The organism is Streptomyces sp. NPDC059256 (assembly GCF_042753785.1).
GTDB lineage: Bacteria > Actinomycetota > Actinomycetes > Streptomycetales > Streptomycetaceae > Streptomyces.
Map to the genome: position 1 here is coordinate 295280 of NZ_JBHYZO010000004.1, position 17722 is coordinate 313001.

Sequence of the window (17722 nt, forward strand, 5' to 3'; positions counted from 1 at the left end):
GTGGGCAAGAGGTGCAGGCCGTAATTCACCAGCACGGGTGATGAAGTCGGTCTTGCGCAGAGCGCGAGTGCCTCGATACCTCCGGAAGGCGTTTTTGGAGGCCGCTCCCACCCGCTTGAGCAAGGCCACGGGTGCCCTCCTCGTCACGTATCTGCTGCTGCCGGCCCATGGGGCAGGGGGGTCGGAGGTGATCCTGGACACCGAGCGATTCCAGGCGGATTTGCTGCGCCGGTGGTCTGCTGAGGGAGGATCGTCTGCGGAGCTTCACAAGCTGATCAGGATGATGGAATACCGAAGTGGAGCCCTGCGTCCGTCACCTGCGAAAAATAGGGAAGAGGACGGCAACGCGGCCGCCTTCTCACACTTCTGGGTCTCCAGCGGTCATGACATAGAGGAAATGTCCGTTTTTCTGTCGGACGTCGACCACGAAGCCATCGATTGGCTCCCGCAATGACCAACAGCACGACCACGGCTCTCGTTGAACTACTCGACCACGCTCGCCGCTATGTCCCGTACTACCAAGGCCTGATTCCCCAGACTCCCGTCACGCATGACAACGCGGTCGCCGTCCTCCGTCGGCTCCCCCTGCTGCAGCGGGACAAGGTGAGACGGGAGCGGCCCCGTCTGTGGTCAACGGAGGGAGACCCGCTGCGCTGGCGCACCGTCCACACCACGGGGACAACTGGGTCACCACTGGAGATCGTCGTTGACGAAGCGGCACAGCGAGCGGAACTCGCCTCCTTGATGCGGCATGTGGAAAGACATGTCGGATCCCGCACCGGTTTCGCGATCCTTCACCTGACGCTCCATTTGGCGTCAGTGTCCCGGACCTCAGTGGCGCCTGAACCGCCCAACACGAGATTGTCGAAGTGGAATCTCAGTCGTGCGTGGCAGCTGCCCGACGAGGAGTTCAGCTATGCCGTTGAAGAGTTGGCAGGGCAGGTGATCACCGCCATGCCCAGTGTGATGGCCGCATTGTGCGACCGTTTAGGCCGATGGTCAGGCCGACTCGCACCACCGCGACTAGTTGTCCTCTCCGGCGAACACGTCACACCGGGCGTTCGCGCACGGGTGGCACAGACCTTTGGCTGTCCTGTCACCGCGCTTTACACACTCGCCGAGGCCGGTATCGTCGGACACGAATGCGGGGAGACCGGCAACTATCACGTAGATGAGACCGGCGCCTTCCTGGAAGTGATCGGAGACGGGGGGCTCCCGCTATCGAGCGGCGTGCCCGGCGACATTGCCGTGACCCCTCTCGCGAACCACGCGATGCCGCTCATCCGCTACCTGACCGGAGACACGGGAGTCTGGGTCGACGGTCCCTGCGACTGTCCACGTTCCGGCCCTCGGCTGCGGTTGCTGATGGCCCGGTCCGAGCATGTGTTGGTTACCGGCCCGAGTGGCCGGGGCCTGCGGATGATCGATCTTGCCAAGCTCTGCAGACAACTTGACCTGGGTGTGACTCGCGTCGTCCGCGAGGGTGACGAGGTGGTACTAGAGCACCGAGACGAGCGGCCAGCCTCGAACGTACAGCGTACGGTGGTCGCTGCCGCGCTCAGAAGCCTGCTCGGGGTCGAACTGACGGTCCGCACTCTGCAGGTGCCAAGTGTTCTGACTGGCGATGGGCCGCAGGCAGAAGCACCACGCAGGGCAGGAGTGACTGATGTAGAACAGCCCGGGGTGCCCGCGCTTCCGGCGCCTGGGGAAATCGCGGCTTGGGCTCGAAAGCTGCTCGCTGGAGAGCGAGATGTCCTAGCGGTCGCCCTCACAGGATCAGCACTCGACCCCGCTTCTGTCAGCCGCTTCAGCGACATCGACATGACCATCGTCGTCGACGGTGACCCGTATGGCGCGTACTGGCGCTCCCGTGCGACGGCCATGAACCGGCATGTAGCCACCCTGAGAGTGAACGTCACCCAGGCCGCCGCGGTGGCCCGAACACCGCTCGTCGCCTGTCGGCTTCTGTCTGAACGTCACGCTGTTTTGGGCTCTCTGGAGCAGGCAGGAGTGGCATGGCCGACTGCGGAAGCTCTGGTGGCTGAGGGGATGTTCTGGGCGCAGACCGCGGAGAACATCCTCTGGACGAGGCTGACCTCGGCCGACCGGACGCGGACAGATCCCCTCCGGGACGCCTGGCTCGCCTCGCGCTTCTGCCTTGACGCGCTCCGCTACAAGTTCCTGTGCGAGGGAATTCGCGTGACTGCAGCCCGGAGTATCCTGCGGCTGGTAGTTGAGTCCGGGGTGCCCAACGCCATTGGGATCACAAACGCTTTTTCCGTCGGCCGCGAGCACCGACCGCCCCCGATGGCCGGAACACCGGAGGCGGACCAATTTCTGTTGGACGCCCTGTCCTGCGTGCGATGGCTCAGGAACTTCTTGTAGCTCGTGGGGTTTCGAGTGGCTGCCCGTGAGCGATGACCCTGAGGGGCTCGCACGGATCGCCGCCCCTTCTGGAGCTGGTCGCCGACGAGAAGTCACCGCTGCCGGACATCGAGGCCACTCGGCGGCGCCTCGCCCACGGCCTCGACCTGACCAGCCGCCTCACCGTCGGGGACTGGCTGGACATGTGACTGGCCGGCAAGAAAAGGCGCCGGAGCGCGATCAGTCGCGATGAGAGCAACATTCGTGTCCACCTCAAGCCGCGCATCGGGCACCTCCGGCTCGACCGTCTTCGGGTGGTCCACCTGTCGGAGCTGTTCGAGGCCATCGCTGAGGCCAACGTCGAGATAGCCGAAGGCAACGCGGCCAGGCGCAAGGCGTTCGAGGACCTCGCACAGATCCCCTGGAAGGGCCGCGAGCACCGCGCTCATCGCAAGGTGATGAAGGCCGCCATAGACGGGATGGAGTCCTACCGCCGGATCGTCGGCGCGGCCACACGCCAGCGGGCCCGCTCCACTCTCAGAGCCGCGCTGAACGCTGCCATCGCCCAGCAGCTGATCACCTTCAACCCGGCCACCCACGTCGAGCTGGAAGCGGGCAAGCGCCCCAAGGCCCTCGTCTGGACGGACAGGCGGATCCTGTACTGGAAGCGCACCGGTGAGAAGCCCTCCCCGGTGATGGTCTGGACGCCTGAGCACACCGGCCTCTTCCTCGACCATGTCGCCGAGGACCGCCTGTACGCGCTGTTCCACCTGACCGTGTTTCGCGGACTGCGACGCGGCGAGGCGTGCGGACAGAAGTGGATGGACACGCATCTGGCGACCGGGTCCATCACCGTCGCCAAGCAACTCGTCGTCGATGGCTGGGAGGTGTACGAGGACGACCCCAAGACCGACTCCTGCGCGCGCACCATCGCCCTGGACTCCGACACGGTCGACGCGCTGAACCGCCACCGCGTTCAGCAGGACGAGGACCGCGAGAGGTGGGGGAGCGCCTGGGTGGAGACCGGCCGCGTCTTCACCCAGGAGAACAGTGAACTCCGCCACCCCGCCAACGTCACCCGCCGGTCTATCGAGCTGTATGAGGAGATCAGCCTCCCGCCGATCCGCTTCCACGACCTGCGCCACGGTGCCGCGACCCTGGCCCGCGCGGCCGGAGCCGACCTGAAGGACATCCAGGAGATGCTGCCACTCCTCCATAACCATCACGGCCGACACATACACGAGCCTGTTCCCGAAGCGGACCTCGCCATCGCCGAGGCTGCGGCCCGGCTCGTACCGCGCGCACGGCCCACCGCCGAGCCCCAGCCCGAGCCCGACGAGGCGGTGGAGCCCGACCCGGAGATCGTGCCGAATGGTGTTGATCGTTTGGGAGAAATTCAGGAGATCAACTCTCCGTCCGCGCACGCACCGCCCACGCAAACGGCCCCGGACGATGAGTCCGAGGCCGAATAGAACTCCCACCTGAGGAAGAAACCCCAGGTCAGAGCGGTAAAGCGTTGTGCCCCCGGCAGGATTCGAACCTGCGACACCCGCTTTAGGAGAGCGGTGCTCTATCCCCTGAGCTACGAAGGCGGGGTTCCGTCGGGAAGCTGAGCTCCTAAGTCGACCCGGGTGGCGGGACGGGCTTTCGGTGCAGCCTGCCGACAGGTGTGTGGTGGGTTGGCCCTTGCGGGCTGGTCACCGCGGACAGTCTAGCGGGTGGTCGCGGTCGGTACCGGAGGGTTCCGGGTGGGGTGCATTCGGGTCCCGGCAAGGGGGTGGGGTGCGCGGCGGAGACCGGGTGCGCGAGAGGGGGGGAAGCGCGACGGGTTGAGGGTGTTCGATCGGGAGTCTCCCCCTGTGCCGGTCCCGCTGAGGCCCGCATACGCGTACGCCCACCCGTCCGCCAGCGCCGTTGACCATGGGACCGGCCACGCGGCAAGGTGGCCGCGATGTATCCGGAGGGTGTCGACGTCCGGAATCCCGAGATAGTGGCCGCGTCAGGAGTGAGGGCAGCCGTGTCGTATGCCGAGGACGCCGAGGGCAGGGCCGTGCGGATGCTCACCGGGCCCGGGGCTCCCTTTGCCGTGGTGCGGGGGGAGGACGGTGGGCTGCTCTACGCGGACGGGCCGCGGACGCTGGTGGAGTTCGTCGAGGTCACCTGGGGATTCGGTGACCGGGTGTTCCTCGTCGGGGATGGCGCTTCCTACACCTACCGCGAGTTCCTCGCCGCCGCCTGTGCCCTGGCGCGGCGGTTCGTCGGGGAGTACGGACTGCGGCCCGGGGACCGGGCCGCCATCGTGATGCGCAATCGTCCGGAGTGGCAGATCGCCTTCTGGGCGGCGCAGTTGGCCGGGCTGGTCGCCGTACCGCTCAACACCTGGTGGACGGCGGGCGAGGTGGAAGCGGCGCTCGATGACTGTGCGCCGCGGGTGTTGCTCGTCGATGGGGAGGGATTGGCGCTCGTCGACGATTGGCGCAAGCGCGTCGGGGCGTGTGCCGTCAGTTTTCGGCACGGTGTGGTGTCCGATGGCGTCGAGCGGTACGAGGACTTTCCCGAGGCAGATCCCCGAAGCGCCCCGCCCGAGGTCGAGGTACGGGCCGAGGACGATGCCACCATCTTCTACACATCGGGGACCACCGGATCGCCCCGGGGCGCGGTGGCCACCCATCTCGCGCAGGCGGGGGCGGCCCAGCATCCGCGCTATCACGCGGCGTTGGCCGCTCTGGGCAGTGGGCGGTTCCCGGGGCAGGGGCCCGCGCCCGTTGCGTTGATGACGTACCCCTTCTTCCATGTCGCCGCCTTCACCGCCCTGTACTCGACCATGAGCGTCGGCGGGACCCTCGTACTGATGCGGAAGTGGGACGCCGATGCCGCGCTCGGGCTGATCGCCGAACACGGCGTGACCCACTTCTCCGGGGTGCCCACGGCCGCGCTCGACCTGCTGGACGCCGCTGATCGGCTGGGCGACGGGCTGGCGACCCTCACCCATCTGTCCACCGGTGGGGCTGCCGCGCCTCCGGCCCTGGTGGCGCGGCTCGTGGCACGGTACGGAAGCCGGATCGAGCCCCGTACCGGGTACGGGCTCACCGAGACCAGCGGCGGAGTGCTCGCCCTCAGCGGTGGGGCCTACCGGGACGAGCCCGAGGGCGCGGGCACGGCCGCTCCCGCGATCGAGGTGCGGGTCGTCGGGACGGACGGGCAACCGCTGCCCGAGGGGGAACCCGGTGAACTGCAACTCCGCGGGCAGTCGGTGATGCGCGGCTACTGGCGTGACGAGGCCGCCACCAGGGCCGTCTTCGCGGACGGTTGGCTCAGGACGGGTGATCTGGCGACCGTGCGGGAGGGGCGCGTCACCCTTGCAGGTCGGATCAAGGACGTGGTGGTCCGCGGTGGCGAGAACGTGTACTGCGCCCGGGTGGAGGCGGCCCTCCATGAGTTGCCGGACGTCGCTGATGCCGCCGTGTTCGGGGTGCCGCACAGCCGGCTCGGCGAGGAGGTCGCGGCGGTGATCCGGCTGCACGAGGGGGCCGCCGTCACGGTGGCGGAGCTGACCGGTCAGCTGGACGGCCGGATCGCCGCCTACCAGGTGCCGACCCTGGTCAGCTTTGGCGAGGTGCCCCGGAACGCGACCGGGAAGATCCTTCGTGGGGTTCTGCGCGATCGGGCAGTGCAGCGTGAGAAAGGATGAGGTGCGACGGGCGTCGGGACTCGCTCGGGCTCATGAGCGGGTGATGCGCACCCGGTACTGGTCCGCCTCCTCCTTCACGACCGAGATCTCCACACCGTTCTTCTCGTCGGTGAAGGTCTGGCCCGGGCGGTAGGGCGCGTCCGAGAGCTCCGCGTGGACGTTGGGCCTTCGGGTGCAGCCCCCGCTGTCGCGTTCGCTGTCGGCGACGGTCACCGGGCCCTGGCCGGTGTCCACTCCGGCGTGTACGCGATAGATCAGCACCCCGGGTCGGCACACCGCTTCGTCGTTGCCCGCCCTGGTGCGGACCTCGATGGCATACCCCTCGTCCTCGGTCAGCGGCACGATGGTCATCTTGCTGCCGCCGGCGGTGGCCAGGGGAGTCAGGGTGTGCTCGGTGGTTCCGGGCACGGAGGCGCAGCTGATCTGGTGCGTGTCCAGCCAGCCCAGCTTCCACTTGTGCCAGCCGAGCAGGTCGTTGTTGGCCCCCCAGTCCTCGGACATGATGTCCCAGTGCCCCACGGCTCCGCCGCCCTCGGAGGTGTAGAGGTCGGGCAGGCCGAAGACATGGCCGTTCTCATGGGGCAGGACGCGGTAGCCGGTCTCGGCGTAGGACCCCGAGCCGTCGTCTTGGCGGCTGTATACGAAGGACGTGTTCGCCAGCGGTACTCCGTCGGCCACCGGGGCTTCCGCGTTGCCCGAGAAGGTCACGGAGAGCACGGTGTCCAGGGCTGACGGGCCCGCGTTCGGGGTGACGATGACATTGAGCAGGTCGTACGCGCTGAAGTCGACCTCTTCGTCGGCGACCAGGACGATGTCCTCGACCAGCTTGCGGTACCCGGGCTCGTAAGGTGATCCGCGCTCTATCCCGTACTCCTCGAACGGCAGCGGCATCCGCAGCCAGTCGGTGACCGGTGCGTGGGGTTGGTAGTCCAGCCGCCCGTACGAACTGGTGCGGAACCAGTCGGACGTCTGGGGGAAGAACTCGGCGAGGCGGTCCAGCGCCTCTCCCTCTCCTTCCGCGTCCGGGAAGTCGATCATGAGGTTGAGGGCTCGGACCTTGCCTATGGAGGGCGAGTAGCCGGCCGGGGTGGGGACTCCCTCCGACATCTGGATTCCCAGCGCGGGCGGGAGCCTGCACGGTCCGACTCCGGTCTCGTCGGGGGCTGCCACGGGGCCTGCGGAGACCCGGGCGGGGGAGGGGAGGGTCGCGCTCGCGGTGGTGAGGGAGGCGAGTGCGAGAGCGGCGACGGCGGCGGGAACGATGAAGCGGCGGGTCCTGTGCGCGGGGCGTATCCGGTGGCGTGTGGGGTGCATGCATCCGCCTTCGGGTCCGCGGCAGCAGGCCGGACCTCGCTGCGCTCTGTGCATCAGCCTGTGACGGGTGGTGTCGGCTCGCTCGCCCGGTGGGCCGTTCGTGGGACATCGGGAGGAGGGCGGATCCCCAGGGACGCACCTCGCGGTGGGGGTGACCCACATCACATGAGGGTGGGAAATAAGTGGGGATCGGTTCCCCGTTTCGACTAACGTCTCCCGGAAGCGGGGACCGGCTCCCCGGTTGTCGGGGATGGGTGAGGAGAGGGAGTGGGCGCGTGAGCACCGCTGCAGAGACGAACGTGCGACAGGTCGCCCGGCCGCGCGCCGACGCCCTGCGCAACCGGGAACGGATCGTCCAAGCAGCGCGGGAGATGTTCGCCGAGTTGGGGCCGCACGTGCCGCTCGACGAGGTCGCCCGTACGGCAGGTGTCGGCAATGCCACGGTCTACCGCCACTTCCCCGACCGTGCCGCACTCGTCCATGCTGTCGTGGTGTCGGTCCTGGACCGCATCCACGAGCAGGTGAGGCAGGCCGCGGAAGAGGGCGATCCCTTCGCCGCCGTCCGTCGATTCGTGCACGCCGCCGCCGACGAACGCATCGGGGCGCTCTGCTTGATGATCACCGGAGCCTTCGACAGGGAGCACCCCGACCTGCTGGCCGGGCGTGATCGGCTCGATGGCGCCGTACGAGAACTGATCGAACGGGCCCAGGCCGCGGGGCGGATGCGCAAGGACGTCGCGCTCGGGGATCTGATGGTGGTCCTGGGGCAACTGACACGACCGCTCCCCGGTACCGGATGCACGAAGTTGGACCACTTCGTACACCGCCACCTCCAGGTCTACCTGGACGGTCTGGAGGCGCCCGCTCGTTCGCAGCTCTCCGGTCGGGCAATAACCTTGGAGGATCTACGGGGACCGGGGGCATGCTGATGACCGGACTCTGACCGGACTCCTACCCGTCCCGGCGCACCGCTTGACGCAGCGGCCCGCCACGGGAACCAAGTCGCTGCCCGACACCCTGGGGAACTGCCCGATGCGGCCGGGGTGATGCATCTTCGGGACGGCCGACCGAGCGCTGATGGCGCCCCGAGACCCACACAGTCGTGAGTCAGGCGCCTGACCAGCCGTGCGTCCGACGAGCCCGTGGGGCTCGGGCTGTCCGACGCTCATGCATCACCGGTGGGGTCCGCCCCGCCGAACCCAATCTTGAACTTGATCGTTTTGACCACTCCGCACGCTAGGTGGCTACACCCATGCCGAAAACAGCTGAAACAGCTGAAACAGCTGAAATACCTCGCTCTGATCCCCAGCGCTGGAAAGCCCTGGTCTTCATCGCCCTGGCCCAGCTCATGGTGGTGCTCGACGCGACGATCGTGAACATCGCCCTGCCCACCGCCCAACAGGACCTCGGGATCTCCGACGGCAACCGGCAGTGGGTCATCACCGCCTACGCACTCGCCTTCGGTGGACTGCTGCTGTTCGGCGGCCGGATCTCCGACCTGTGGGGCCGTAGGCGCACCTTCATCGTGGGACTGATCGGCTTCGCCGTTGCCTCCGCGCTGGGTGGCGCCGCCAACGGCGAGGCGATGATGCTCGGTGCCCGGGCCCTCCAGGGTGTCTTCGGCGCTCTGCTCGCCCCCGCGGCGCTGTCGCTCCTCGCGGTCATGTTCACCGACGCCAAGGAGCGCGCGAAGGCGTTCGGCATCTACGGCGCCATCGCCGGTGGTGGCGGCGCGGTCGGTCTGATCCTCGGCGGATTCCTCACCGAGTACCTGAACTGGCGCTGGACCTTCTACGTCAACATCCCCTTCGCGATCGTCGCAGCGGTCGGTGCGTACCTGGTCATCCGGGAGCCCGCCGGTGCCCGCAACCGCGCCTCGCTCGACATCCCCGGCGTCGTCCTGTCCACGCTGGGTCTGGTGGCGCTGGTCTACGGCTTCACCCGCGCCGAGCACTCCGGCTGGTCCGACGGCCTGACCGTGGGCATGTTCGTGGCTTCCGCCGTGCTGCTGGCCGCCTTCGTCATCACGGAGGCGAAGGTCAAGGCGCCCCTGCTGCCGCTGCGCGTTCTGACCGAGCGCAACCGGGGAGGGGTCTACCTCTCGCTGGGCCTCGCGGTCATCTCCATGTTCGGGCTCTTCCTCTTCCTCACCTTCTACCTACAGATCGTGAAGGAGTACTCACCGGTCAAGACGGGCTTCGCCTTTATGCCGATGATCGTGGGAATGATCATCGGATCGACGCAGATCGGCACCCGACTGATGACCCGGGTCCCGCCGCGCATGCTGATGACCCCGGGATTCCTGGTCGCAGCGCTCGGCATGCTGCTGCTGACCCAGTTGGAGATCGACAGCTCCTTCGCGGGTCTGATCATGCCGGCACAGCTGCTGCTGGGCCTGGGCATGGGTACGGCGTTCATGCCGGCCATGTCGCTCGCCACGCACGGGGTCGACCCGCGGGACGCCGGAGTCGCCTCCGCGATGGTCAACACCTCCCAGCAGGTGGGTGGCGCGATCGGTACGGCGCTGCTGAACACGATCGCCGCATCGGCCACCACCTCGTACATCGCCGCGCGGGCGGCCGGTGCGGGCGATCAGCAGCTGCTCCAGCTCCAGGGCATGGTGCACGGCTTCTCGTCCGCCATCTGGTGGGCGGTCGGCATCCTGGTCACCTCGGCGATCATCTCGTTCGCTCTGATCAACACCGGCCGTCCCGACATGGGGCCGGCATCCTCCGGTGATGGCGATGGAGCGCCGGGTGACGAGGTGCGCGTGCCCGTCGCGATGCACTGATCGGTCACGCCGCGCTGATGGAGTGAGCGCACGAGGTACGAGATCAAGGGCCCTGTCCGGAGCTGCTCCGGACAGGGCCCTTCGGCATGGACGAGCTCGTTGAGATACGCGAGATATGCGAGATGGCTGGAGACGTATGAGACCTACGGGGCTACGGAAGGCATGGGGTGAAGTGCCGGGTGTCGCTTCTCCGCGGGTTCCAGGCGGCTGGCGGGCGCCTCAGCGCAGCCAGGGCAGATCGGCGCCCGAGTCCTGCGGTTGGAGGCCCTCCGCCAGGACCCGCATGATCTCGCCCAGCTGCTCCACCTGCTGTGGCGTCAACCGGTCGAACATCGCCTGGCGGACGGCGTGCACATGGCCGGGCGCGGCCCGTTCCAGCACCTGCATGCCGTCCTCGGTGAGGATCGCGTTCTGCCCGCGCCTGTCGGAGGGGCAGTCCTCCCGGCGTACCCAGCCGTTCTTCTCCAGCCGCGCCACGGCGTGGGAGAGCCGGGAACGGGTGATCTTCAGGGCGATGGCCAGCTCCGTCATCCGGCGGCGTCGGTGCGGGGCGCCTGCCAGCTGGACGAGGAGGGCGTAGTAGATGTGGGGCATCCCCGCGTCCCGCTGTAGCTGGCGGTCGAGGTGGTCGTCCAGGAGCATGGTGGCGTGGATGTAAGCACGCCAGACGTGCTGTTCATCAGCGGTGAGCCAGCGCGTGGGGCCTTCGTCGCCGCCGGGGGATGCCGTGTTCATAACTCCACTCTACGACGAGTTCTTGAAAGTTGAACTACATTCGCTTACTCTGATGCTGAGCTTGAACTTTCAAGTAGATCGGATCCGGATATGTCAGCCACCCCCGCCACCCCCTTCGTCCCCGCGTCGGAGCGCATGCCGGCCGTCTATCTCTCCCATGGCGCGCCCCCGCTCGCCGATGACCCCCTGTGGCGCGGGCAGCTGGCCGACTGGTCCGCTGACCTGCCGCGACCCAAGGCGATCCTGATGGTCTCCGCGCACTGGGAGGAGGCGCCGCTGGCGCTCGGGGCGGTCGAGACCGTGCCCCTCGTCTATGACTTCTGGGGTTTCCCGGCCCACTACTACGAGGTGCGTTACCAGGCGCCCGGCGCTCCCGCGCTGGCCGATTCCGTGAGGAAGATGCTTCGGGGTGCAGGTCACCCGGTGCAGGACATTCCGGACCGCGGTTTGGATCACGGCGCCTACGTTCCGCTGGTGGAGATGTATCCGAACGCTGACATTCCGGTGCTACAGATCTCCATGCCCACCCTCGACCCGCAGAAGCTGATGGAGATCGGACGCAAGCTGGCACCGCTGCGGGACGAGGGGGTGCTGATCGTCGGCAGTGGGTTCTTCACCCACAACCTGGCCGCACTGCGGCACTCGGGGGTGCCGGGCTGGTCGGTGGAGTTCGATGACTGGGGGCAACGGGCACTTGCCGCATCCGACGTCGACGCGCTCCTGGACTTCGAGAACAAGTCCCCGGCCGGTCGGCTCGCCCATCCGCGTACGGAGCACTTCGCCCCGCTCTTCGTCACTCTCGGGGCGTCGGAGGGTGAGTTGCAGACCGGGCGCAGTGTGATCGACGGGTTCTGGATGGGACTGGCCAAGCGCTCGGTGCAGTTCGGCTGACCTTCCTGACCTTCCAGACCTCTGCGCCCTGGCCTGCGTGACCTGTGCGACGTACTTGACCTGTCCGGCCAGAGGCGCCTGGCTCGGCTGGCCGGCCGGTCGGAAATCGGGCGCTCCCGGCTGACCGGGCGCACCTGAGTTGTCGGGCGCACCCGGCTTGTCGGGCTACAGGAAAGGGACGTTCAGCTCGATCGACCGTACGGCGGCCGTCAGCGCGAGCCCGTCGCCGACATCGAGGGCCGTGTCCGTGAACTTGATCGTGTGGTCATCACCGTGCGCCGCCGCCCGCTCGAAGATCTCTTCCGGGGACGCGTCCGTCATCGCCGGAAGCGCCGCACGGGTGGCCGGGGTGTACGCGGCGGTCACCGCGGCACTCGCCGCCCAGGCAGCGGACAGGCTGGGCGCCCAGAGCCCCCGGGGGAGCGCGGGCAGTGTCCGCAGTACCGCATTGGGCGCAGTGGCGGCGTGCACCAGCATCACCGGCTCGCCATGCCCGTGCGTGGCGTAGCGATGGGTGGCCGCAGTCACCAGTTCGATGAGCCGAGTGTGTGCCGCTTCGGCGGCGGAGGCCGGGACCATCGGTCCTGATGCACTGTCAACGAGGGCGTCAGGGGCGGGCCATTGGGGAAATGCGGTCAGACGTTCAAGTCTTGCCTCGATGCCGCCCGACTGGTCCGGTACAGCGGGGACGAGGTCCAGCGCCACGGCGGCGCTGGAGGCAGGCCCCAGACGCCCCAAAGGGGGCAGCGGCGCATGGCGGGCCGCCCAATATCCCAGCGCATGGGCCAACTCGACGGTGCGCGGGTCCGTCTGGGGACCAGACAGCAGAGTGCGAACGGCATGGCCGACCCTGATCACCGGATGGGTGGCGCCGCCTGCGATGCCCGGCAGCAGTCGGGGCCACCACTCGGCGAGCACCTCGCGCCAAGGGCGTTCGATGACCTCGTGCTCGAAGTACAGCGCCCAGTCGGCGATGCGGCGCGGGTCGCCCAGCGCACTCGGCCAGTCGGCGGAGGTGATCAGGGCGGTCGGCGGCGGCATCTCCTCCAGCTTGTCGCGGTAGTGGTCGACCCATCGGTGAACGGACCGCGCCTGACCGTGGCGCACCAACGCTTCGACCGCCATCGGTGCGTGGTTGCTCAGCCAGCCGTGGCGCTCGGGGCCACTGAGATGGATGCGGTCCAGTGCTTCGTCGAGAGTGCCGGTGGTGTCCATGGGGGGACGCTAGGGCGTGGCAGTGCCGGACCGTAACGGGCTGTGGGCCTAGACCTGTGGACCGCTGTGGTCCTAGGCCCCTGGACCCGGGGGCCCCTCGGGGCGTAGTTGAGTCCCGCTCAGTCGCTTCTCGTACCAGTCGATGTGTGTGGCGCAAGGACCGTCCGAACTTTCGCCCGACCTCGGTATACGTGCCGATCTGGCGGAAGCCGAATCGCGCGTGGAGCTTGGTCGACGCCTCGTTGGGTTGTGTGATCCCCGCATAGGCGCGATGGACGTCCTCATCGGCGAGGGCCCGGAACAAGTGCTCATACAGAAGCGTTCCTATACCAAGACCGCCGGCCTCGGGAGCGCAATAGACGCTCACCTCGACGGAGGTCTCATATGCGGCCTTGGGCCGCAGGGCGCTGCTGGTTGCGCACCCGAGCAGTACACCCTCGTTTTGGGACTGGTTTTCAGAGTGTTCATCATCATTTGTGAGGGCACGAGCAACCAGAAGACGGTGCGGGCCGTCTTTAGGGTGGGAACGCAGCCACGGCAAACGCTGCTCGGGGGTGAAGGTGGCGATGTCGAATGTGATCGCCGTCTCGCGGACGTAGTGGTTGTAGAGCTCCGTCAGCGCCTTCAGATCGGCCTCACCATCGGCTCTGACCTGCACATCTGTCCGTTCCCGCAACATAGAGCCTCCTTTGGTGGGGCGACAGGGTACTGCAAGATCTTAAAAATTGAAGTGATCCACGGGAATTCTGTCTTGATTCCAGTCGTTGATTCCATCGGATGCAGGGCACCCGAAAGGGTGTCGCGACTAACTCAGCAAAGGGAGCTCGCATGGCAACCCGTGCCGTCGCCCGTCGCCAGTCCGAGAACAAAGGGACCACCGACCGGGTACGCAGCGTTCGCGCAGTAGGCGGGGAGATCGCCGACCGCGACCTGGTCGGCATGTACCTCGATGAAATCGCGCGTACACCGTTGCTCGACGCCGCCAAGGAGGTCGAGCTGTCCCAGACCATTGAGGCCGGGGTGTACGCCCGGCAGATCCTTGAGAAAGAGGTCGAGAGCGAAGCAGGCGGTGCCACGCGCGAGGAGCTTGAGGCTTTGGTGGCCGAAGGCGAGCGCGCCAAGGACGTCTTCATCCGCTCGAACCTACGACTCGTGGTGGCGGTCGCCCGTCGCTACCCGCGCAGCGGTCTGCCCCTGCTCGACCTGATCCAGGAGGGGAACGCAGGACTGGTGCGCGCGGTCGAGAAGTTCGACTACGCCAAGGGCTTCAAGTTCTCCACGTACGCCACCTGGTGGATTCGCCAGGCGATCACCCGCTCCATAGCGGACCAGTCCCGGACCATTCGGCTCCCCGTCCACCTGGTGGAGGAGCTCGGGCGCATCCGCCGGGTCCAGCGCGAGTTCAACCGCGAGAAGGGCCGCGATCCTGAGCCCGCCGAGGTCGCTGCGGAGCTCGGTTCGACGCCGGAGCGAGTGATTGACGTGCTCGACTGGGCGCGAGACCCGGTCAGCCTCAACATGGCGGTGGACGACGCCGGGGAGACCCAGTTCGGCGATCTGCTGGAGGACACCTCGGCGGTGTCCCCGGAGCAGTCCGTCCTGACGCTGCTGCGCAGCGAGGGGCTCGACGATCTGATCGGCAAGCTGGACCAGCGGACGGCTTCGATCATCCGCATGCGGTACGGGATCATGGACGGCCGCGAGCGGACGCTGACCGAGGTCGGCAAGGAACACGGACTGACGCGCGAACGCATTCGGCAGATCGAGAAGCACGCACTGCTGGAGCTGAAGAAAATGGCGCGGGACACGGGCTTCGACGCAGCCGCGTGACCCACCGCGCCCCCTAGACGGACCCCGAGACCCACCCCCCCCCTGGTCTCGGGGTCCTCCCTTTCCCGAGGTCGCCCGGGTCGGATTCCCGAGGTCGCCCGGTCGGGTCCAGCTGGACCGCCGCCGTCCGAATGGGCAGCCCTGGCCCCTGCCCCGGGGCGACCGGGAAGAGTCCGGCTGGTCGGATCCCGGCCCCGACCGGGGCGAGTCCCGCTGGGACCTTTCGGGGGGCTCTCCTCGTCAGCTCCCCGAGGCGGCGCGGGTCACGCGATCGCCCAGCTCCGCCAGGTAGGACACCAGCCTCGCCGGGGAGTGCACCCGGAACTCACACCCCACCAATGCCAGCCGCACCGCGAGCCACTCCACCGAGTCCATCGACCGTCCCTGCACCCGGCAACCGTCCGCCGTCCCCACCGGCACCCCGAGCGACTCCGGAAGCTTGGCCGCCACCTCCGACGGCGGGGCGAAGAACTCCACATCCACCTCGTGTGGCTGTTGACGTGCGAGGGAGTGTCCCAGCAACTCCTGCGCCCCGTCGCCGGGAAGCTCCCGCGCGGGGAAGCGTGCACCTGTGGCGAAGGGCTCGGATATCCGGTCGACGCGAAAGGTGCGCCAGTCCTCTCGCGCCAGGTCGTATGCCACCAGGTACCAGCGGCGCCCGGTCGACACCAGCCGATACGGCTCCACCAGCCGGTTCGTCTCCGTACCGTCCCCCGCCCGATAGCCGAAGCGCAGCCGCTCCTGCCCGCTCGCTGCTCCCGCGATCACCGTCAGCGTTCGGGGGTCGATGGTCGCGCCGTCCCCTCTGGTCAGCGGCACGGTGGCCGACTGGAGCGAGGTGACCCGGTGCCGCAACCGCCCCGGTAGCACCTGTTCCAGCTTGGCCAGCGCCCGTACGGAGGCTTCCTCGATCCCTTCGATCGCATGGCCCGCCCCCGCTCTCAGCCCCACCGCTATGGCAACGGCCTCCTCGTCGTCGAGGAGGAGCGGGGGCATGGCGCTCCCGGCCACCAGCCGGTACCCGCCGATCGCCCCCTTGGTCGCTTCGACGGGATAGCCGAGGTCCCGCAGTCGGTCGATATCGCGTCGGATCGTCCGTGGACTCACCTCCAGGCGCTGGGCGAGCTCGCTGCCCGGCCATTCGCGCGGGGTCTGGAGCAGGGAGAGCAGATTCAGCAGACGTGCGGGAGTGTCGGTCATGGGCCAAGGATGACCGCTGACTAGGACATCATCTGACCTATTGAGGGCCTAGTTTCCTCCTCATGAGTTCACAGCCCCCCGCAACTGATGCGGCCTCAGACAGGCGACGGTGGATCGCCCTCGCCATCGTCATGACCGCGGCCTTCATGGACCTCGTCGATGTCACCATCGTCAACATCGCCATCCCGAGCATCGAAAGGGACCTCGACGCCTCCTTCGGCGCGATCCAGTGGATCACCGCCGGCTATGCGCTGGCGTTCGCCGCCGGCCTCATCACGGGCGGTCGACTCGGCGACATCTACGGGCGCAAGCGGCTCTTCCTCATCGGCATCACCGGATTCACCCTTGCCTCCGCGCTCTGCGGGCTCGCGGCGAGCTCGGAGATGCTGGTTGCCTCCCGACTGCTCCAGGGAGCCACAGCCGCTCTGATGGTTCCGCAGGTCCTCGCCATCGTGCACGCCACCTTCCCCGCGCACGAACGCGGCAAGGTCTTCGGCCTGTTCGGTGCGATCGTCGGGCTCGGAGCTGTCTCCGGTCCCCTGCTGGGCGCGCTGTTGACTGAGTGGAACCTCTTTGGGCTGGAGTGGCGCCCCATCTTCCTGATCAACCTGCCGGTGGGCATTGCGGGGCTGATCCTGGGCCGGAAGTACATCACCGAGTCGCGTGCCCCCAAGGCGCTGCGTCTCGACATCATCGGTGTCGTCCTGGTCACCAGTGCGATGTTGATGCTCGTCTACCCGCTCACCCGTGGCCGTGAACTGGACTGGCCGCTGTGGGGACATCTGTGCATGGCGGGCAGCCTCGTCGTCTTCGCCGCCCTGGTGGCGTACGAGCGGTACAAAGCACGCAAGGACGGTTCACCGCTGATCGAGCTTTCGTTGTTCACGGTCAAGAGCTTTGCCGCCGGTATCGCCGTGCAACTGGTCTTCGGCATCGTCTGCGGGATCTTCTTCCTGGTTTGGACGCTGTACATGCAGATCGGGCTCGGCTGGAGCGCCCTGAGGGCGGGTCTGACCGGGGTTCCCTTCTCCATCGCCGTGTCGGTGGCGGCCGGCCTGTCGGTGCAGAAGCTGGTGCCGCGCTTCGGCCGCAAGGTGCTCCAGGCGGGTGCATTGACCATGGCTGCCGGAATGCTGCTCTACATCTGGGAGGCCGACCACTACGGGGCGGAGATCAACTCCTGGCAGATGATGGCGCCCCTGGTGGTGATGGGCGTGGGGATGGGCCTGATCGTGGCGCCGCTGACGGACGCCGTGCTCTCCGATGTGCCCCGAGGCCATGCAGGTTCGGCCTCCGGCCTGATCAGCACGACACAGCAGATGGGCAACGCGCTCGGACTCGCCCTGGTGTCGGTGGTCTTCTTCGGCTCGATCGACGAACGGGAGATGGCTCCACAGATGGTGGGGCGTGCGTTCGGCGAGGCGTTCCAGAACTCGCTGTGGTGGGTCGTGGGCATCCTGGCCCTGATCTTCGTGGTGATGTTCGCGCTGCCCGCGAGGCCCAAGCAGCATCTGGAAGGGATGCAGGACGGCGAGGGCACCAATGAGGGCGCCGAGAGCGACGAGGGCGACGGTTCGGGGGGCCCGGGTGCTGCCGGCGGGACCGGCCTGGGGAAGAAGCCCGCGATGACGCACTGAGGCGCGGCTGAGGGGTGTCCTTCGAGGGCGGGGCACGGCGGTTGCCGAAGATGG

General features: G+C 67.7%; 14 protein-coding genes, 1 tRNA gene and 1 pseudogene. 10 read left to right on the top strand and 6 right to left on the bottom strand.

What is annotated here, in order from left to right; translation table 11 throughout:
• Window positions 1–187 precede the first annotated feature (187 nt).
• The 4 genes from ACFXJL_RS12765 (at window position 188) to xerC (ending at window position 3836) form a co-directional block, all read left to right on the top strand.
• The gene (locus ACFXJL_RS12765) at window positions 188–454 is read left to right on the top strand and encodes a hypothetical protein (protein ID WP_384635670.1); all 267 of its coding nucleotides are present in this window, start codon (window positions 188–190) and stop codon (window positions 452–454) included.
• Window positions 451–2385 (top strand): phenylacetate--CoA ligase family protein, encoded by a 1935-nt coding sequence (locus tag ACFXJL_RS12770; protein ID WP_384691767.1) that lies wholly within the window; start codon window positions 451–453, stop codon window positions 2383–2385. The genes ACFXJL_RS12765 and ACFXJL_RS12770 overlap by 4 nt, the downstream gene beginning before the upstream one ends.
• 32 nt (window positions 2386–2417) lie before the next feature.
• Entirely contained in the window at window positions 2418–2573 is a 156-nt protein-coding gene (locus ACFXJL_RS12775) for a hypothetical protein (protein ID WP_384635676.1), read from the top strand.
• A 105-nt stretch (window positions 2574–2678) separates the two neighbouring features.
• Window positions 2679–3836, top strand: a complete 1158-nt coding sequence (gene xerC / locus ACFXJL_RS12780; RefSeq protein WP_384691771.1) for a tyrosine recombinase XerC — start codon at window positions 2679–2681, stop codon at window positions 3834–3836.
• A gap of 47 nt (window positions 3837–3883) precedes the next feature.
• On the opposite strand, the gene ACFXJL_RS12785 is transcribed toward xerC, so the two are convergent.
• Window positions 3884–3956: transfer RNA gene (locus tag ACFXJL_RS12785), tRNA-Arg, on the bottom strand.
• A 464-nt stretch (window positions 3957–4420) separates the two neighbouring features.
• On the opposite strand from ACFXJL_RS12785, the gene ACFXJL_RS12790 reads away from it, so the two are divergent.
• Complete coding sequence (locus ACFXJL_RS12790; protein ID WP_384692125.1) at window positions 4421–6055, top strand: class I adenylate-forming enzyme family protein; 1635 nt, start codon at window positions 4421–4423, stop codon at window positions 6053–6055.
• Window positions 6056–6085: 30 nt separating this feature from the next.
• Here the strand turns inward: ACFXJL_RS12790 and ACFXJL_RS12795 are convergent, their stop codons facing one another.
• Window positions 6086–7369 carry a M6 family metalloprotease domain-containing protein gene (locus ACFXJL_RS12795; RefSeq protein ID WP_358877203.1) on the bottom strand — a complete coding sequence of 428 codons (1284 nt, stop codon included), beginning with the start codon at window positions 7367–7369 and terminating at the stop codon, window positions 6086–6088.
• A gap of 275 nt (window positions 7370–7644) precedes the next feature.
• Between ACFXJL_RS12795 and ACFXJL_RS12800 the strand changes: the two genes are divergently transcribed.
• Together ACFXJL_RS12800 and ACFXJL_RS12805 are read left to right on the top strand one after the other, a co-directional pair.
• Window positions 7645–8298: a TetR/AcrR family transcriptional regulator gene (locus tag ACFXJL_RS12800; protein WP_358877204.1), complete on the top strand. Its 654-nt coding sequence runs from the start codon at window positions 7645–7647 to the stop codon at window positions 8296–8298.
• 323 nt (window positions 8299–8621) lie between these two features.
• Window positions 8622–10160 carry an MFS transporter gene (locus ACFXJL_RS12805; protein ID WP_384635726.1) on the top strand — a complete coding sequence of 513 codons (1539 nt, stop codon included), beginning with the start codon at window positions 8622–8624 and terminating at the stop codon, window positions 10158–10160.
• 219 nt (window positions 10161–10379) lie between these two features.
• Here ACFXJL_RS12805 and ACFXJL_RS12810 read toward each other — a convergent pair whose 3' ends face one another.
• On the bottom strand, window positions 10380–10895 hold the full coding sequence (locus tag ACFXJL_RS12810; protein ID WP_358877206.1) for a MarR family transcriptional regulator: 516 nt from the start codon (window positions 10893–10895) through the stop codon (window positions 10380–10382).
• A 90-nt stretch (window positions 10896–10985) separates the two neighbouring features.
• Between ACFXJL_RS12810 and ACFXJL_RS12815 the strand changes: the two genes are divergently transcribed.
• Window positions 10986–11786 carry a class III extradiol ring-cleavage dioxygenase gene (locus tag ACFXJL_RS12815; RefSeq protein ID WP_358877207.1) on the top strand — a complete coding sequence of 267 codons (801 nt, stop codon included), beginning with the start codon at window positions 10986–10988 and terminating at the stop codon, window positions 11784–11786.
• Between the two features lie 165 nt (window positions 11787–11951).
• Here ACFXJL_RS12815 and ACFXJL_RS12820 read toward each other — a convergent pair whose 3' ends face one another.
• Both ACFXJL_RS12820 and ACFXJL_RS12825 read right to left on the bottom strand, forming a co-directional pair.
• Window positions 11952–13001 carry a questin oxidase family protein gene (locus ACFXJL_RS12820; RefSeq protein ID WP_384691776.1) on the bottom strand — a complete coding sequence of 350 codons (1050 nt, stop codon included), beginning with the start codon at window positions 12999–13001 and terminating at the stop codon, window positions 11952–11954.
• Between the two features lie 160 nt (window positions 13002–13161).
• Window positions 13162–13680 (bottom strand): annotated as a pseudogene (locus ACFXJL_RS12825) (GNAT family N-acetyltransferase); the annotation flags it as partial.
• A gap of 149 nt (window positions 13681–13829) precedes the next feature.
• Between ACFXJL_RS12825 and ACFXJL_RS12830 the strand changes: the two are divergent.
• Entirely contained in the window at window positions 13830–14831 is a 1002-nt protein-coding gene (locus ACFXJL_RS12830; protein WP_358877210.1) for a sigma-70 family RNA polymerase sigma factor, read from the top strand.
• A 240-nt stretch (window positions 14832–15071) separates the two neighbouring features.
• Here the strand turns inward: ACFXJL_RS12830 and ACFXJL_RS12835 are convergent, their stop codons facing one another.
• Window positions 15072–16031, bottom strand: a complete 960-nt coding sequence (locus ACFXJL_RS12835; RefSeq protein WP_358877211.1) for a YafY family protein — start codon at window positions 16029–16031, stop codon at window positions 15072–15074.
• Window positions 16032–16093: 62 nt separating this feature from the next.
• Here ACFXJL_RS12835 and ACFXJL_RS12840 point away from each other — a divergent pair, with 62 nt between their 5' ends.
• A complete protein-coding gene (locus ACFXJL_RS12840; RefSeq protein ID WP_384691780.1) occupies window positions 16094–17668 on the top strand; it encodes an MFS transporter in 1575 nt (524 codons plus the stop codon).
• Window positions 17669–17722: the final 54 nt, after the last annotated feature.

Bases quoted from the DNA above. Each gene is read 5' to 3' on its own strand.
- ACFXJL_RS12770 (WP_384691767.1), top strand. From the start codon at position 451: ATGACCAACAGCACGACCACGGCTCTCGTTGAACTACTCGACCACGCT.
- ACFXJL_RS12775 (WP_384635676.1), top strand. From the start codon at position 2,418: ATGACCCTGAGGGGCTCGCACGGATCGCCGCCCCTTCTGGAGCTGGTC.
- ACFXJL_RS12790 (WP_384692125.1), top strand. From the start codon at position 4,421: ATGCTCACCGGGCCCGGGGCTCCCTTTGCCGTGGTGCGGGGGGAGGAC.
- ACFXJL_RS12795 (WP_358877203.1), bottom strand. From the start codon at position 7,369: ATGCACCCCACACGCCACCGGATACGCCCCGCGCACAGGACCCGCCGC.
- ACFXJL_RS12805 (WP_384635726.1), top strand. From the start codon at position 8,622: ATGCCGAAAACAGCTGAAACAGCTGAAACAGCTGAAATACCTCGCTCT.
- ACFXJL_RS12810 (WP_358877206.1), bottom strand. From the start codon at position 10,895: ATGAACACGGCATCCCCCGGCGGCGACGAAGGCCCCACGCGCTGGCTC.
- ACFXJL_RS12815 (WP_358877207.1), top strand. From the start codon at position 10,986: ATGTCAGCCACCCCCGCCACCCCCTTCGTCCCCGCGTCGGAGCGCATG.
- ACFXJL_RS12820 (WP_384691776.1), bottom strand. From the start codon at position 13,001: ATGGACACCACCGGCACTCTCGACGAAGCACTGGACCGCATCCATCTC.
- ACFXJL_RS12830 (WP_358877210.1), top strand. From the start codon at position 13,830: ATGGCAACCCGTGCCGTCGCCCGTCGCCAGTCCGAGAACAAAGGGACC.
- ACFXJL_RS12835 (WP_358877211.1), bottom strand. From the start codon at position 16,031: ATGACCGACACTCCCGCACGTCTGCTGAATCTGCTCTCCCTGCTCCAG.
- ACFXJL_RS12840 (WP_384691780.1), top strand. From the start codon at position 16,094: ATGAGTTCACAGCCCCCCGCAACTGATGCGGCCTCAGACAGGCGACGG.